The 16,271-nt window shown below is 71.3% G+C and carries 12 protein-coding genes; 9 read left to right on the forward strand and 3 right to left on the reverse strand.

Features of this window, described 5'->3' with window-relative positions:
• Positions 1 to 14 precede the first annotated feature (14 nt).
• Together lspA and U5O44_RS09755 are read left to right on the forward strand one after the other, a co-directional pair.
• Positions 15 to 545: a signal peptidase II gene (gene lspA / locus U5O44_RS09750; RefSeq protein WP_322588503.1), complete on the forward strand. Its 531-nt coding sequence runs from the start codon at positions 15 to 17 to the stop codon at positions 543 to 545.
• 92 nt (positions 546 to 637) lie between these two features.
• Positions 638 to 1,480 (forward strand): DUF2189 domain-containing protein, encoded by an 843-nt coding sequence (locus tag U5O44_RS09755; protein WP_322588233.1) that lies wholly within the window; start codon positions 638 to 640, stop codon positions 1,478 to 1,480.
• A 21-nt stretch (positions 1,481 to 1,501) separates the two neighbouring features.
• On the opposite strand, the gene U5O44_RS09760 is transcribed toward U5O44_RS09755, so the two are convergent.
• Positions 1,502 to 2,485, reverse strand: coding sequence for a quinone oxidoreductase family protein (locus U5O44_RS09760; RefSeq protein ID WP_322588234.1), 984 nt, complete (start codon positions 2,483 to 2,485; stop codon positions 1,502 to 1,504).
• A 112-nt stretch (positions 2,486 to 2,597) separates the two neighbouring features.
• Between U5O44_RS09760 and tssJ the strand changes: the two genes are divergently transcribed.
• From tssJ to tagF, 5 genes are read left to right on the forward strand one after another with little or no spacing between them, the layout of a single operon-like run.
• Positions 2,598 to 3,176, forward strand: a complete 579-nt coding sequence (tssJ, locus tag U5O44_RS09765) for a type VI secretion system lipoprotein TssJ (RefSeq protein WP_322588235.1) — start codon at positions 2,598 to 2,600, stop codon at positions 3,174 to 3,176.
• Positions 3,173 to 4,516, forward strand: a complete 1,344-nt coding sequence (tssK, locus tag U5O44_RS09770; protein ID WP_322588236.1) for a type VI secretion system baseplate subunit TssK — start codon at positions 3,173 to 3,175, stop codon at positions 4,514 to 4,516. The genes tssJ and tssK overlap by 4 nt, the downstream gene beginning before the upstream one ends.
• 29 nt (positions 4,517 to 4,545) lie before the next feature.
• Positions 4,546 to 5,880: a DotU family type VI secretion system protein gene (locus U5O44_RS09775; protein WP_322588237.1), complete on the forward strand. Its 1,335-nt coding sequence runs from the start codon at positions 4,546 to 4,548 to the stop codon at positions 5,878 to 5,880.
• A 4-nt stretch (positions 5,881 to 5,884) separates the two neighbouring features.
• The gene (gene tssM / locus U5O44_RS09780) at positions 5,885 to 9,508 is read left to right on the forward strand and encodes a type VI secretion system membrane subunit TssM (RefSeq protein WP_322588238.1); all 3,624 of its coding nucleotides are present in this window, start codon (positions 5,885 to 5,887) and stop codon (positions 9,506 to 9,508) included.
• 2 nt (positions 9,509 to 9,510) lie between these two features.
• Positions 9,511 to 10,107 carry a type VI secretion system-associated protein TagF gene (gene tagF / locus U5O44_RS09785; protein ID WP_322588239.1) on the forward strand — a complete coding sequence of 199 codons (597 nt, stop codon included), beginning with the start codon at positions 9,511 to 9,513 and terminating at the stop codon, positions 10,105 to 10,107.
• Positions 10,108 to 10,131: 24 nt separating this feature from the next.
• Here the strand turns inward: tagF and U5O44_RS09790 are convergent, their stop codons facing one another.
• Together U5O44_RS09790 and tagH are read right to left on the reverse strand one after the other, a co-directional pair.
• Positions 10,132 to 10,896: a PP2C family protein-serine/threonine phosphatase gene (locus U5O44_RS09790; RefSeq protein ID WP_322588240.1), complete on the reverse strand. Its 765-nt coding sequence runs from the start codon at positions 10,894 to 10,896 to the stop codon at positions 10,132 to 10,134.
• The gene (gene tagH / locus U5O44_RS09795; RefSeq protein ID WP_322588241.1) at positions 10,893 to 12,518 is read right to left on the reverse strand and encodes a type VI secretion system-associated FHA domain protein TagH; all 1,626 of its coding nucleotides are present in this window, start codon (positions 12,516 to 12,518) and stop codon (positions 10,893 to 10,895) included. Before tagH ends, U5O44_RS09790 begins: the two co-directional genes overlap by 4 nt.
• A 219-nt stretch (positions 12,519 to 12,737) precedes the next feature.
• On the opposite strand from tagH, the gene U5O44_RS09800 reads away from it, so the two are divergent.
• Both U5O44_RS09800 and U5O44_RS09805 read left to right on the forward strand, forming a co-directional pair.
• Entirely contained in the window at positions 12,738 to 14,579 is a 1,842-nt protein-coding gene (locus tag U5O44_RS09800) for a serine/threonine protein kinase (RefSeq protein WP_322588242.1), read from the forward strand.
• Between the two features lie 3 nt (positions 14,580 to 14,582).
• Positions 14,583 to 16,256, forward strand: coding sequence for a serine/threonine protein kinase (locus U5O44_RS09805; protein ID WP_322588243.1), 1,674 nt, complete (start codon positions 14,583 to 14,585; stop codon positions 16,254 to 16,256).
• The last annotated feature ends 15 nt before the right edge of the window (positions 16,257 to 16,271 follow it).

Raw genomic sequence — 16,271 nt, forward strand, 5'->3', positions numbered from 1 at the left:
CAGGTGGCCTGCCGATGCGCTCCAAGTCCCGCACTTCCCTGTCCCGATCTTCCTCGGCCACGCTGACACCCTGGCTGCTGCTGTCGCTGCTGGTGATCGCCGCCGACCAGGCCACCAAATGGTGGATCCTGCAGCGCTTCCAGCTGGGTGACGGACAGGTCATCACCAGCTTCTTCAACCTGGTGCGGGTCCACAACACGGGAGCCGCCTTTTCGTTCCTGGCCCAGGCCTCTGGCTGGCAACGCTGGTTCTTCATCGGTCTGGGCATCGCTGCCTCGGTCATGTTCATCTGGATGATCAAGAACCATGCCGAGCAGCGCCTGTTCAGCTTCAGCGTCGCGATGCTGCTCGGAGGGGCCATCGGCAATGTCATCGACCGGGGCTGGCACGGCTACGTGGTCGACTTCCTGCAATTCCACTGGGGCTGGCTCGCCCCGGTCTTTCCCGGCGGCTATTTTCCGTCGTTCAACATCGCGGACTGCGCCATCACGGCCGGTGCGATCGGGCTGATCCTGGACGAGCTGTTGCGGGTGCGCCGCAGTTGACCGGTGCAGGCGGGCAGTTCGGGTGATGTCCCGATGGCGGCAAGGCCCGCAGGCTCCTATCGTCGGTCATCGAATCAGGAGTGCGCCCCGACATGAGCCCGACCCACCCTGCCGCGGACGACACGCTCCCCGACGACGCCACACCCACCCCACCCGCCGCCAGCGATGCGCCGCCGATCCGGCTGCGCCATGTCGGCTTCGGCGACCCGCTGCGCTGGCTGCTGCGGGGTCTGCACGACTACCTGGCCCACCCCGCCATCAGCCTGTTCTATGGCGTGTGCTTCATGGCCATGGGCTGGACGCTGATGAAGGTCTACGAAAACGCCCCGGCCTACACGATGGCGCTGTCCGCCGGGTTCCTGCTGATGGGGCCGTTCCTCTGCATGGGGCTCTACCAGATGTCGATGCGGCTGGAGCGCGGCGAGGTGCCCGACTTCGGCGACTCGCTGACCGCCTGGGACACCCGGACCGGCCAGATGGCCATCTTCGGCTTCGTGCTGCTGGTGCTGGAGATGCTCTGGGGGCGGGCCGCGATGGTGATCTTTGCCGTGAGCTTCGACGGCATGCCGGACCTGAAAGGCTCGCTGCTGGCCCTGCTCGATCCGGAGAACATCGGCTTCATCGTCACCTACCTCGGAGTGGGCGCCATCTTCGCCGGGCTGATCTTCTCGGTCAGCGTGGTGAGCATCCCGATGATGCTGGACCGCCAGGTGGACGCCATCACGGCCGGGCTGACCAGCCTGCGCCTGGTGCTGAACCAGCCGGTCGTGATGGTCTGGTGGGGGGTGCTGATCTCTGGGCTGACGGTCGTGGCGATGCTGCCGTGGTTCCTCGGACTGCTGCTGATCGGCCCGGTGGTCGGACATGCCAGCTGGCATGCCTACCGCGCCACCGTCATCGACGAAGCCAGCAGCGAGGCCGACAGCTCGGCCTGACACGGCGGTTCGCGGCACAGTTCACAGCGTCAGCACGGTGCAGCCAGTCGTGGCACGCGCTTCCAGATCCCGGTGGGCCTGTGCGACCTGCGCCAGCGGATAGCGCTGCGTGATCGGAATCCTCACCTCGCCGGAGCCGACCATCGCAAAAAGCTCCTCCGCCAGCGCCTGGGTGCCTTCGCGGGTGGCGATGTGGGTGAACAACGTCGGACGCGTGACATAGAGCGAGCCCTTGGCGCCGAGCACCCCGAGGTTGACCGGCGGAATCGGCCCGGACGCATTGCCGTAGGTCGCCAGCAGGCCGAACGGAGAGAGACAGTCCAGCGAGCCCTCGAAGGTGTCCTTTCCGATGGAGTCGTAGACGACCTTCACGCCACGCCCTTCGGTGATCTCGCGCACGCGGGCGGGGAAGTTCTCGCTGCGGTAGTTGATGGCGTGGGTGGCGCCGTGCTGCAGCGCGAGCAGGCACTTGTCGGGACTGCCGGCCGTGGCGATCAGGTTCAGGCCCATCGCGCGCGCCCACTGGCAAGCGATCAGCCCCACCCCGCCAGCGGCCGCATGGAACAGCACGAAGTCCCCCGCCTGCAGCCCGCCCTGCGGCTGCGTGCGGCGCAGCAGGTAGGCGGCGGTCATGCCCTTGAGCATCATCGCGGCCCCCGTCTCGTCGTCGATGCCGTCCGGCAGCTGGACGACACATTTCGCCGGCATCACCCGGACCTCGCAGTAGCTGCCCGGCGGCTGGCTGGCGTAGGCCACACGGTTGCCGGCCTGCAGATGCGTGACCCCGGCGCCCACCTGCTCGACCACGCCGGACGCTTCCATGCCGAGCGACAGCGGCAGCGTGTTCGGGTACAGGCCCGTGCGCTGGTAGACGTCGATGAAGTTCAGCCCGATGGCATGGTGGCGGATGCGGACTTCGCCCGGGCCGGGGTCGCCGACAGGCAGGTCGACAAGCTGCATCACGTCGGGGCCGCCGAAGGCGGAGATCTGGATGGCGAGGGGCATGGTGGAGTTCTCCTGTCAGTCCGGAAAGGGAGTGTGCAGCTTAAGGGATCGCCCCGCCCAAGGTGACCTTGGTCATGGTCCCGGGGGGAAATCGACGGCTATCCTCGATTGCATGTCGAACGCCAGCGAAGTCCTCCGCCGTGCCGCCCTGCAGCGACTGCTGAACGCCGCGCTGGCCGGTCCGGTCACGCTGGCCGCCTTGTCCGGCTGTGCACTGGGAGGGGCCATGGGCGGCAAGACCGCGGAGGCACCGCGCAAGCCGCTGCTGGCGGGGCTGCTGACGCCAGATCCGACCCTGCTGAACCTGCAGATCACCACCACCGCCGACGCCAACCCGGACGCCCGCCGCCGCGCCTCGCCGCTGGTGCTGCGCGTCTACGAGCTGTCCGGTCATGCGCTGTTCGACACGGCCGATTTCCTCGCGCTGTTCGAGCGCGACCGCGAGACGCTCGGCCCCGAGATGCTCGGCAAGCAAGAGTGGGTGATGCCGCCCGGCACGGTGCGGGTGCTCGACAAGACGCTCGCGCCCGAGGTCCGCCACCTGGGCATCGTCGCCGGCTACCGTGACCTGGAGCGGGCACGCTGGCGGCTGGTGGTGCCAGTGAAGGCGCAGATGCGCAACGCCGTGCGCGTGCGGGCCGACGCCCGGGCCGTCACGCTCGATCCGGCGGACGCCGGCGCCGCCCGATGAGCTGGCGCAACAAGGTGGTCTGGTCGCAGGGCATGTTCCTGCTGCCACACCATTTCCAGCAGGAGGCACGCTACCTGGAGCAGGTGATCGACAGCCGCGTGCGCGCCACGCAGTCCTTCGCCTGGGGCTACGGCGCGCTGGAGATCGACGAGGGCATGCTCGCGCAAGGCAAGCTCGGCATCGCCCGCGCCATCGGCGTGCTGCCCGACGGCACGCCGTTCTCGATCCCGCAGTGCGACCCGCCGCCACCGCCGCTGGACATCCCCGCCGACCTGAAGAACGAGGTCATTCACCTGACGCTGGCGCTGGCGCGGCGCGATGGCCCCGACGAAGTCGACCAGGGCCACAGTGCCGCGCCGGAGCTGGCCCGCTACACCGCGCTGACCGAGGCGCTGCGCGACAACACCGACGGCGCGGCCGAGCCCGAAGAGGTGCAGACCGGCCAGTTGCGGCTCAAGCTGCTACGCAGCCGCGACCTGACTGGCGCGCACACGGCGATGTCGGTCGCGCTGGTGCAGGACCGCACGCCCGAAGCCCTCGTGCGGCTCGACCGCGGCCACATCCCGCCCGCCTGGACACTCGACGCCAGCGCGCCGCTGCCCGCCGACCTGCGACTGGTGCACACGCTGGTGCGCCAGCGCGCCCAGGCGATGGCGCGCGACATGGGCCAGCTCAGCCACGGCACGTCCGAGATCTCCGCCTTCCTGATGCTGCAACTGCTCAACCGCCATGAGCCGCTGTGGCGCCAGATCGCCGAGGCGCCGACCGTCCATCCGCGCGCGCTGTTCGAGCTGGCACTGTCGCTGGCCGGCGAGCTGGCGACCTTCACCACCACCGGCCGCCGACCGCCCGACTTCCCGCTCTACCGCCACGACGACCTGCGCGGCTGCTTCACGCCGGTGTGGGACGCGCTGCGCACGATGCTGGCCTTCGAGCACGAACGGCTCGCGCAGCAGATCCCGCTCGTTGACCGCGGCCACAACGTCCACACCGCTGTGGTGCCCAGCCCGGAGCTGGTCCGCAGCGCGGCCTTCGTGCTGGCCGTGAACGCACAACTGCCGGCCGAGCAGCTGCGCCTGCGCTTCCCGGCGCAGAGCAAGGTGGGGCCGGCCGAACGCATCCGGCAGCTCGTCAACAGCAACCTGCCCGGCCTCGGGCTGCGCAGCCTGCCGACCGTGCCGCGGGAGCTGCCTTTCCACGCCGGCTTCCACTACTTCGATCTGGAGCGCAGCGGCGAGCTGTGGCAGACCTTTGCCCAGAGCGGCAACCTCGCGCTCTTCATCGCGGGCGAGTTCCCCGGGCTGGAGCTGGAACTGTGGGCGATCCGCTCGCCCGGCTGAGCTGAGCCAAGCACCCCCTGGAGGCTGCGATGACCGACCCGCGATCCGACGACCCATTCGCCACCGCCCCGGACGACCGGACGTTCATGATGCCCACGCCGGGCGCCCGGAACCGCTCCGCCGCGTCGGCCAACCCGCCGCCGAGCGCTGCGGGGCGCCCATTGCCGGAAGTCGCCCGCGACCTGCCACCACCCGAGACCGGGCTGAACCCGCTGCTCGCGCTGGCGAACCCGCTGCTGTGCATGGCGCCGCGGCTGCGCATGACCGCGCACGTCGCCGACCCGCAAGCTCTCAAGGACAGCCTCGCCCAGGCCATCCGCGACTTCGAGCAGCGCGCCCGCGCCCAGGGGCTGGCGCAGGAGCGGGTGCTGGCGGCACGCTACATCCTCTGCACCGTGCTCGACGAGGCCGCCGCCGGCACGCCGTGGGGCAGCGGCGGCGTCTGGGGCAAGCAAAACCTGCTGGTGACCTTCCACAACGAAGGCTTCGGCGGCGACAAGGTCTTCCAGCTCATGGCCAAGCTCGCGCAGGATCCGGCGACCAACCGCGACCTGCTGGAAATGGTCTACGCCGCGCTCAACCTCGGCTTCGAGGGCCGCTACCGCGTCATCGAGGGTGGTCAGGCGCAGCTCGAAGCCGTGCGCGACCGGCTGGCGCAGATCCTGAAGACCGCCCGCGGCGACCACGCCGCAGCACTCGCCCAGCACTGGCCCGTCCAGGCGCAGCGCAGCCGCCCGCTGCTGAGCTGGCTGCCGCTGTGGGTGACCGGGGCGCTGGCGATGCTCGCGCTGCTGGCGGTGTACCTGGGGCTGGCGTTCAGCCTCGGCGCGGCGTCGGACCCGGTGTTCGCGCGCATCGTGGCGCTGCGCCCGCCCGCGCCGGCGCCGACCCAGGTGGTCGTGGCCGCGCCCGCGGCACAGCCACGGCTCGCGGGCTTCCTGCAGCCCGACATCCAGGCCGGTCTGGTGGCCGTGCGCGACCTGGCGGACCGCAGCGTCGTCGTGCTGCGCGGCGAGGGTCTGTTCGACAGCGGCAGCGCAACGCTCAGCGCCGACCGCGAGGCCCTGATCCAGCGCATCGCCGAGGCGCTGGCCCGCGTCCCCGGCACCGTCGTCGTCACCGGCCACACCGACAACGTGCAGAGCCGCTCGCTGCAGTTCCCCTCGAACTGGCACCTCTCGGAAGCGCGGGCCGCCAGCGTGCGCACGCTGCTGCAGAACGACGGCGTGCCCGCCGAGCGCCTGCAGGCCCGCGGCAAGGGCGAGGCCGAGCCGGTCGCGCCCAACGACTCCGCCGCCAACCGCGCCCGCAACCGCCGGGTGGAAATCGAACTGCTGCTCACCAGCGCCAAGGCGGGGGGCTGACGCCATGAAAAAACTGCTGTCGTGGATCTTCCATCCCTGGCTGATGGCGGCCCTCGGGCTGCTGGCGCTGTCGGCGCTGGTCTGGTGGGTCGGGCCGATGGTGGCCATCGCGGGCCGGGAGCCGCTGGCGTCCGAGACGGTGCGCGCGGTGGTGATCGCCGCGCTGGTCGGCGGCTACCTGGCAGTAAAGCTGGCGGCGGCATGGCGCACGCGGCAGGCCAACAGCGCCGTGGTCGACCAACTGCTGCGCCCCGCCCCCGCCAGCGCCCAGGCCCCGCAGGAGCCCGCCGAGGTCAAGCTGCTGCGCGAGCGTTTCGAGCAAGGGTTGCAGACGCTGCGCCAGACCCGCTTCGACGGTGGCACCGCCAAGTCCAGCGCGGCGGGGAGCGTGTGGGACCAGCTCTCGGCCCGGGTTTCCAAGCGTTACCTCTACCAGTTGCCCTGGTACCTCTTCATCGGCGCGCCAGGCTCGGGCAAGACCACTGCGCTGCTCAACGCCGGCCTGCGCTTCCCGCTCGCCGGGCAGCTCGGCCAGACCCAGGCGCGCGGCGTGGCCGGCATCGCCGGCACGCGCAACTGCGACTGGTGGTTCACCGACGAGGCCGTGCTGATCGACACCGCCGGCCGCTACACCACGCAGGACAGCGACCGCGACGCCGACAAGACCGCCTGGGACGGTTTCATGGGCCTGCTCAAGTCGAGCCGGCCGCGCCAGCCGATCAACGGCGCCCTCGTCACCGTCTCGGTCAGCGACCTGCTCACCCGCAGCGCGGCCGACCGGGCGCGCGAGGCCGGCGCGGTGCGGGCACGGGTGCAGGAGCTGCACCAGCAGCTCGGCGTGCGCTTTCCCGTCTACCTGCTGGTGACCAAGTGCGACCTGCTGGCCGGGTTCATGGACTACCTCGGCACGCTCGACAAGGAGCAGCGCGCCACCCCCTGGGGCTTCACCTTCCCGCTCGATGCCCAGCAGCGCAGCGACCTCTCCGGCTTCCTCACCGAGTTCGACCTGCTGGAGCAGCGCCTGACCGACGGCCTGATCGACCGGCTGCAGCCCGAGCGCGACCTCGGCCGCCGTGCCCGCATCTACGCCTTCCCGCAGCAGTTCAACGCGCTGCGCCAGGTGCTCAAGGAGTTCGTGGATGAGGTGTTCGCGCCCTCGCCGTTCGAGGAGCATCCACTGCTGCGCGGCGTCTACTTCATCAGCGGCACCCAGGAAGGCACACCACTGGACCGCATGCTCGGCGGCCTGACGCGCAACCTGCAGCTCGACCGCGCCGCCATGCCGCCCAACCAGGCCAGCGGCAAGAGCTTCTTCCTAGAGCGGCTGCTGCGCGAGGTGGTGTTTGCCGAAAGCGCGCTCGGCGGCACCAACCTGAAATGGGAGCGCAGCCGCCACGCGCTGGCCCTGGCCGGCTATGTCGGCATCGGCCTGCTGTGTCTGATGGCGCTCGGCCTGTGGCTGCGCAGCCACCAGCTCAACCGCGACACCGTGGCCGCCGTCGACCAGCGCACCGAGGCCCTGCGCCTGGCGCTGCAGAGCGACCCGGCGCGGCTGTCGTCGGACGTGGTGGCGCTGCTGCCGCTGCTCGACCAGACACGGGCGCTGGTCGGACAGGAAGGCTCGCCGTGGGCCGCCCGCTTCGGGCTGGACCAGCGCCCCAAGCTCGCCGACGCCGCGCAGCAGACCTACGAGCGCATGCTGCAGGAGGCGCTGCTGCCCCGCATCGCGCTGCGGGTCGAGGAGCAGGTCGCCGGCAGCATGGACAACGCCGACGTGCAGTACGACGCGCTCAAGACCGCCGTGATGCTGCACGACCCAGCGCACTTCCAGTCGGACTGGATCCGCGCCTACCTGCGGGCCGACTGGGCCGCCAACCTGCCGCGCGAGGTCACCGCCGAACAGCGCACCAGCCTGCTCGCCCACCTTGATGCGCTGCTGGCCCGCGGCGCCGTCAGCTCGCCGATCAAGGCCAACGCGGCGCTGATCGCCCAGGCGCGCGCCCGGCTGACGCCGACACCGCTGGCCAACCGCGTCTACAACCGGCTGCAGCGCGTGCAGCTCGGCGCGGACATCCCCGACTTCACCGCCGTGCGCGCGGGCGGGCCGTCCACGCCGCTGGTCTTCACCCGCGCCAGCGGCAAGCCGCTCACCGAAGGCGTGCCGGGCTTCTACACCTACGAGGGCTACCACAAGGCGTTCAGCGGCGTGGTGAAGGACGCGACGTCGGAACTCGCCGCCGAGGAGACCTGGGTGCTCGGCGTGCAGGACAGCGCGCGGGCGGCGACGCTGAAGGATCCGCTGGCCGCCAGCCGGCTGGTGGACGATGTGCGGCGGGTCTACCTGACGGACTACACCAGCCGCTGGAGTGCGTTCATCGACGACCTGCGCATGCTGCCGACCGACAACCTGTCGAAGGCGGTGCAGATGTCCAAGGTGCTGACCGCACCCGACTCTCCGCTCAAGCCGCTGCTGCGCGAGATCGTGCGCCACACGACGCTGACGCCCTCGGCGAACCCGAACGCCTCGGTGATCGACCAGGCGGAAAAACGCCTGACGACGCTGGCGAAGGAGAAGGTGCTCGCCCCGATCCTGGGGGATGCGCAGGCCGCGTCGGTCGCGCGTGGCGACTCGCTGGAGAAGACGCTGGTCGATGACCGGTTCACCGCACTGCGCCTGCTGATGGCCTCGCCCGACGGCAAGGGGCCGGCGCCGATCGATGGCACGGTGGCCCTCATCAACGACCTTTACACCCAGCTCAACGCCACCGAAACCGCCGTGCAGGGTGGTAACGCGCCCCCGCCGTCCGACGTGCCGAACCGCGCCAAGGCGGAGGCGGGCCGGCTGCCGCCGCCGATGAAGGCATTGCTGCAGAGCCTGTCGGTCAGCGGCACGAAGGCCGCGCTGGACGCGACCCGCGGCAACCTGAGCCAGGCGGTGCGCTCGGAGATCACCACGTTCTGCCAGCAGGCCACCGCCGGGCGCTACCCCTTCGACCGGGGCAGCGCCCGCGACGTGACGCAGGACGACTTCGCCCGGCTGTTCGCGCCCGGCGGGCTGATGGACCAGTTCGTGCAGAAGAACCTGCTGACCTTCGTGGACACGACGACACGGCCGTGGAGCTTCCGCAAGGTGGACGGCACGAGCATGGGCGGCGGCCTGAGCGCGGGCGCGCTGCTGCAGTTCCAGCATGCGGCCGAGATCCGCGATGCGTTTTTCCGCGCCGGCGGGACGACGCCGTCGGTGAAGCTCGATTTCAAGCCGCTGGAGATGGACGCGACCATCACGCAGTTCCTGCTCGACGTGGACGGACAGACCGTCAAGTACGCCCACGGCCCGGCCATCCCCGGCACGGTGCAGTGGCCCGGGCCACGGGGCAATGCGCTGGTGCGGGTGGCGCTCAGCCCGGTGGCGAGCACGGGTACCTCGGGCCTGACGACCGAAGGGCCGTGGGCGCTGTTCCGGCTGTTCGACCGGCTGCAGCTCACCCCCGGCAACGGCCCCGAGCGCTTCACCGCCACCTTCAACCTCGACGGCCGCAAGGCCGTGTTCGAGGTCACCTCCAGCAGCGTGCAGAACCCGCTGCGGCTGGCGGCGCTGCGCAGCTTCTCGTGTCCGACGGGGCTGTGAACATGGCGGCCCCGGGCGAGGCCGTGGTCTGCGGCTGGTACGGCAAGCTGCCGGCGGTGGGCGACTTCGCCACGCGACGGCTGACGCCGGCGATGGTGGCGCGCTGCGACGCCTGGCTCAGTTCAGGGCTCGCCGCCAGCCAGCGCGAACTCGGCGACGGGTGGCTGGACCTGTACCTGACCGCGCCGATCTGGCGGTTTGCGTGGGGGCCGGGGCTCGCGGGCGACGAGGCCTGGCTGGGTGTGCTGATGCCGAGCGTGGACCGGGTCGGGCGCTACTTTCCGCTGCTGCTGGCCGCGCCCTGCCCGGTCGAATGGCTGGCGGAGGACGCCCTCGGGGACACGGCCGCGGAGTGGCTGGAGCGGCTGGCGGACACGGCGCAGGACTGCCTGCGCCCCGGTGCGTCGCTGGGGTCGCTGGAGGCCGCGCTGGCGGCGGACCCGCGACCCGTGATCGATGCGGCGACACCACAGCCACTGACACACCGCGCCGACCTGACCCGCCACAGCCTGTGGTGGACCCACCGGGACAACCGGCGGCGCAGCCCGGGCCTGCCCGACGGGTCGGCGTTCACCGCGCTGCTGCACGGTGACGACTGACGACCACCGCCCCGGCCCGGCGGTTCAGCCGACGATCATCACCACCGCGCTGTAGTTGTCCTGGTTCGACTCGTTGGCCTCCAGGATCAGGCTGCGCATCCGGTGCACCCAGTCGGCCGCATCGAGCGCATGCCGCCGCGTGCGGGCGATCGCCTCGGGCGTCACCACGTCCCACCAGCCGTCGCTGCACAGCAGGAAGGCGTCCCCCGCCCGCACCGGCAGCGGCGCCTCGGCCACATGCACCTCGATCGGCTCGGCCCCGCCCAGCGCGCAGAGCAACTGGTTCTTGCGCGGGTGGTGCTGCGCCGCTTCGGCGGTGAGGTAGCCAGCGTCCACCATCTGCTGCACCAGGCTGTCGTCGCGGGTCAGCGCCACGGCCACCCCGTCGCGCAGCCGGTACAGCCGGCTGTCCCCCACATGCGCCCAGACCACCTCGCTGCGCGCCCGGTCCAGGCACAGCGCGACCACGGTGGCGTGCATGCGGCGGCGGCCCTGCAAGTTGGCCTGTTCGGCGTTGAGGCGGGCATGGGCCTGCTCGATCGCGTCGCCGAGCCGGGCAGCGGACAGTCCCTCGCCCGCCGCGACGGCGCGCCGCATCGCCTCGTCGACCGTAGTGACCACGCGCCGCGACGCCTCGTCACCGCGGCTGTGCCCCCCGGCCCCGTCCGACAGCACCGCCCAGGCCAGCTCGCCGCCGGCCCCGATGCGCAGATCGTCCTCGTTGTGGTCACGGGCGCCAGCATCCACACAGGTGTGGACATCCAGCGGGAGGAGCGGGGGCGGCGTCATCGCGAAGATCCGTCTGCGGGGCGGGCGGCCTGGCGCGTGGCGTCCAGCCGGTCGAGCTGTTCTTCATAGGCCTGCAGGAAGGCCTTGCCAAACAGGGAATGGAAATCGTCCTTGGCGTCGTCGCTGACGGACTGGAAGTGCTGCAGGTACAGCTCCCACAGCCGCGCCCGCCGGTGCATCGGCAGCACGCTGTCGAACACCGACTGGCGGGTCAGCTTGGCTTCGAGCTGGTCGGGGGCGAAGCGGTCGAGCACGCCGTCGAGCGCGGCGCGCATGCCCGCCATCGTGCCCACCGCATGGCCGACCAGGTCGTCCATCGCCTGGTCGATCGCCTCCGGGCCAGCCAGGAAGCCGCGCAGGGGCGGCTGCAGCAACTGCTCCAGCGCCATGCGGCCATCGGGCGAGAACTTCAGCGGGTTGTTGTTGCGCGGCTGGATCATGGTGACCTGGGCGTGCAGCTCGGACTTGGTGGTGGCGCGGGCGGCCACGAGCTGCACCGTGCCGTCCACGCTGCGCCGCAGCATCTGGCCGATCGTGCGCATCAGCGCGGGGGTCGGCCCGCCGGGCATCGGCAGGGCAATGCCGGCGCCTTCGCAGAAAGCATCCCACAGCGGATCCGCGCCAGCACCTGCAGTTGCAGCCGCAGCCGCGACCGGAGAAGGACCACCCGAAGGCCCGACAGGCACGGACGCCCGAGACGGCCCAGGGGCAAGGGCTGGCACAGGAACAGGAACAGGCTCAGGCACTGGCACCGGTGCCGGCGGAGGAGCCGGTGCACCCCAGCTGCGCACATCGCCGAGCAGCTGGGTCAGCCCGGCGCCCGCGGCCGCGGCGCTGCGGGCTGCGGGCCTGGGCAAGGGCAGCGAGCCGTGCAGCTCCGGGGTCCGGTCGGCCACTGGCGGTGCAGAAGGCGGGGCGGATGGTGGACGCGCCGAGGCGGCCGGGGACAGGCGCAGGAAGTCGTCGACGGCATCGGTGCCCTTGACGGCCGGGCCGAGACCGAACAGGTCGTCCAGACCCGCCGCCGCTTGCCCATGCCCGACGCCCAGACGCCCTGCCCCGTCGAAACCCAGATCCTCTCCCAGATCAAAGCCCGAAGGCAGGGCGGCCGGCGGTGGCGCGGGTGGGGCAGCCAACGCGCCCAGGCCGTCAAACAGGCCGGGCAGGGGCGGAGCAGACGAGGACGGTGCCCCAGGCAACGCCGCCCAGGCATCGACAGAGAAGGGATCGACGGGGGGCACAGGCGGCGCCGGCAGGACAGCAGGGGCCGGGGCCAGGGCGGGAGCCGGCGCGGCCGTCACCTGCGATGTGCGGCTGACACGCAGCAGGTAGCTGCCGATCTGCAGATCGTCGCCATCGGCCAGCAGCACGCTGCGCCCGGATGGCACCGGCCGACCGTTCACCACGATGGGGTTGGCGTGGCTGACATTGCGCACCGCATAACCCCGCTCGTCGCGGCTGACCTCGGCCTGTACCCGCGAGATGTGGCGCTCCGGGTCGGGCAGCATCAACGTGCAGGTGTCCGAGCGGCCGATCGTGCCGCCCCGGTCATCGAAGACCCCGGTGATCGGCTGGGTCAGGGGCTGTCCGGCCAGGCTCACGGCCCGTATCAGCAGTCGCATTTTTCCTCCGGGTGGGGGGCAGAGCAGGATTCGGATTCCCAGTGTTGACCCGGCAGCAGCGGTCGGCAATCAACGAAAGTCATGCAGGCCCGCTGCGGGCACCTGGCCTGGGCGAAAACCAAAGTCACAAGACACCCGCGGCGCATGGGGCTATCCTGATTCGGCAGTCCTGCCCACTGCCACAGCCCCCTCCCCAACCTCCCAGCGCGAGACGAACCCGTGGAAGAAGACGGCACCCTGAGCATCGGCACCCGGTTGGGTGAATTCGAGATCCGCGGACTGGTGGGCGTCGGCGGCTTCGGCATCGTCTACCGCGCCTTCGACCATGATCTGGAGCGGGAGGTGGCGATCAAGGAATACATGCCAGGGCTGCTCGCCTCACGCACCGTGGGCGGGCAGGTGCAGGCCCGGGGTCGCAGCCACGCCGAGACGTTCGAGGCCGGCCGGCGCAGCTTCATGCTCGAAGCGAAGATGCTGGCGCGCTTCGACCACCCGGCGCTGGTCAAGGTCTTCCGCTTCTGGGAGGGCAATGGCACGGCCTACATGGTCATGCCGCTCTACACCGGCCAGACGCTGGCACAAGCGCTGAAGCAACTGCCCGGCCCGCCCACCGAGACCTGGCTCATGGGGGTGCTGGTGCCGCTGCTGGGCGCGCTGGAGGCGCTGCACAGCCAGCAGATCTTCCACCGCGATGTCGCGCCGGACAACATCCTGCTGCTGCGCAATGGTCGGCCGGTGCTGCTGGACTTCGGCGCTGCGCGGCAAGTCATCAGCGACCGCACGCAGACGCTGACCGCCATCCTCAAGCCCAACTACGCCCCGATCGAGCAATACGCCGAGGTGCCCAACCTGCGCCAGGGGCCGTGGACCGACCTGTACGCGCTCGGCGCCGTGGTCTACGCCAGCCTGACCGGCAAGCCGCCACCGCCCGCCGCCGCCCGCACGGTGCAGGACGAGCTGGTGCCGCTGGCGGACGTGGCCGCGCGGCTGGAGGCGGAACATGGCCAACACTACAGCGCCACGTTCCTCGATGCCTGGCAACAGACGCTGGCGGTCCGCCCGAACGAGCGGCCGCAGAGCGTGCAGGCACTGCTGCAGCTGCTCGGGCTGATGCCGAACGCCACCGGATTCGACCACGACAGCACCGTGATCGCGCCCGTGACCCGCCCGCCGGGCCGCGCGGTCGACGACAACCACACCGTGGTGGTGACCAGCAGCCCGTTCGACGCCGCTCCGCCACCACGGACAGGTCTGACGGCGCCGACCGGGCGCGACATGCGGATGGTGCCGCCAGGCGCGACGCAGCAGAACCCGACGGTCTCGCCCACCGTCTCGCCCACCCCCACGGCCGCGCCACCGGTCCCGCCCCCGCCCCCCCCGCCGCCCGCCGCCCCGCCCGCCCATTCGGACACCTCCCCTCGCTCCTCGACACACGGCGGCCTGGTCACGGCCGTCCTGGTGGCGGCCGTCGTGCTGGGCATCGGGGGCTACATGCTGATGAAACCCTCCCCCGGCGACAAGGGCCTGGTCGCCGCAGCGTCGGCGCCGACCTCCACCGCCTCGGCCCCGACGGCCCGGCCCGAGACACCGATCATCACGGAATACCCGGAAGCGGCCTCGGCCACTGGAGCCGGGACGCCTGCGCCGGTTGCGGTGAACGCCGCCAGCGCCGCGGTACCGGCAAGCCCGGCCGCCTCCAGACCCGACAAGGCCGCACTGGCCGCCGCCCGGGCAGAAGCTGCCTCCAGAGCCGCCGCTGCGGCCGCCGCAGCCGCCACCACTGCCAAGAAGCAGGAGCCCGACGCCCCCGTCACCCCGCCAGCGCCCCAGGTGGTCGACCGACCGGTCGCCCGCCCCGCGCCCAACGCCAGCGAAGCCCGCAGCAGCCCGCCGGCCGGCCCGCGCTCGCCCGACGAGGTCTGTGGCAAACGGCAGTTCCTGGCGCGCGAAATGTGCCACCAGGACGCCTGTGCAAACCCCGAATTCAGCCGCCATCCGATCTGCGTCGACCTGCGGCGCAAGGCCGAAGAGGACCGTCGGCGCGAGCTGTACGGCGGATGAACCATGGCGAGCACTGAACACGACCCGGACATGACCGTCCACCTGCCCGGCGCGGCGGCCCCGACGCCGGCTTGCGCGCTGAAACCGGGCGAGCTGCCCGACGATGACCAGGGCAACGCCTTGCCCGCCGGCACCCGCATGGGCGAGTTCGAGCTGCTGTCGATGATCGGCGAAGGCGGCTTCGGCATCGTCTATCTGGCGCAGGACCACTCGCTGCACCGCAAAGTGGCGATCAAGGAATACATGCCGTCGGCGCTGGCGGCGCGCACCCAGGCGATGACCGTCTCGGTGCGCTCGCGCCGCCACGCCGAGACCTTCGAGGCGGGGCTGCGCAGCTTCGTCAACGAGGCGCGGTTGCTGGCGCAGTTCGACCATCCGTCGCTGATCAAGGTCTACCGCTTCTGGGAAGCCAACGGCACGGCCTACATGGTCATGCCGCTCTACACCGGCCGGACCCTGGCCGCGACGCTGAAGGCGCTGCCCGCCCCACCCGACGAGGTCTGGCTGCGCAGCCTGCTGGCACCCGTGCTCGACGCACTGGAGGTGATGCACCGCGCCGACACCTTCCACCGCGACATCGCCCCCGACAACATCATGGTCCTGGAGGACGGCCGCCCGGTCGTGCTGGACCTGGGCGCGGCGCGGCGGGTCATCGGCGACATGACGCAGGCACTCACCGTGATCCTGAAGACCTGCTATGCGCCGATCGAGCAGTACGGCGAGATGCCCGGTGTCAAGCAGGGGCCGTGGACCGACCTGTACGCGCTCGGCTCCGTGGTCTATTTCGCGATCACGGGCCAGACGCCGCCGCAATCGGTGACACGGGTGATGACGGACAAGTACGTGCCACTGGCGCAGGCCGTGGCGGGTCACTACAGCCCGGCGTTCCTGGAGGCGATCGACGCCTGTCTGGCCGTGCTGCCCCAACACCGGCCGCAGAGCATCGCCGCGCTGCGTGCCCTGTTCGCCACACCGCCCTCTCCCGTGCCCTCTCCCACACCAGCGCCCACACCAGCCCCGACGATCACCCTCCCGGTCCCTGAACCCGCACCACCGCCCCGGCCGCAGACCGCCATGCCCGCAGGGCCGGCGCCGCAGGCTTCGCGTGGCCAGGGCCGTTGGATCGCGGGCGGTGTCGTGGCACTGCTGGGCGCAGGCGGACTGGCCTACACGCTGATGCGCCCCGCGGCATTGCCCGCCCCGGTGTCGATCGCCCCTGCCGCCCCGGCGACCGTCCTAGTCCCACAGCCGCCAGCCACTGCACCTGTGACAGTCCCCGAAGCCCCTGCGCCGGTGCCCCCCCCGGTGGCGCCCGTCGTTGCCGCGCCCGCCACGCCGCCAGCCGCACCCGTGACCAGACCCAGACCCCCAGCCCCCGCGCCCGCGCCCGCACCGGTCGACAAGGTGGCCAAGCCAGCCCCGGCACCCGCACCGGCCGCGCAGCGCACGGACACCGCATACCCGACAGAGAACGACAAGCCGCCCCTCTCCCCGCAGGGCTACTCCGAAGATCCGACCTGGTCACCCAACGGACGCCCGCCCAAGGTCGTCCGGGTCAACCCGCCCTCGCCCGACTATGTGACCCAGGTGAAATGCAACGACCTGCTGCAGAAGTCGGCACTCGGCGACCCGGTGACAGCGGCCGACCGGGAGTTCATCCGCAAGGAATGCCGCTGAGACCTCCCGCGGCGG

This window comes from Sphaerotilus sp., from assembly GCF_034519685.1.
GTDB lineage: Bacteria > Pseudomonadota > Gammaproteobacteria > Burkholderiales > Burkholderiaceae_C > Sphaerotilus.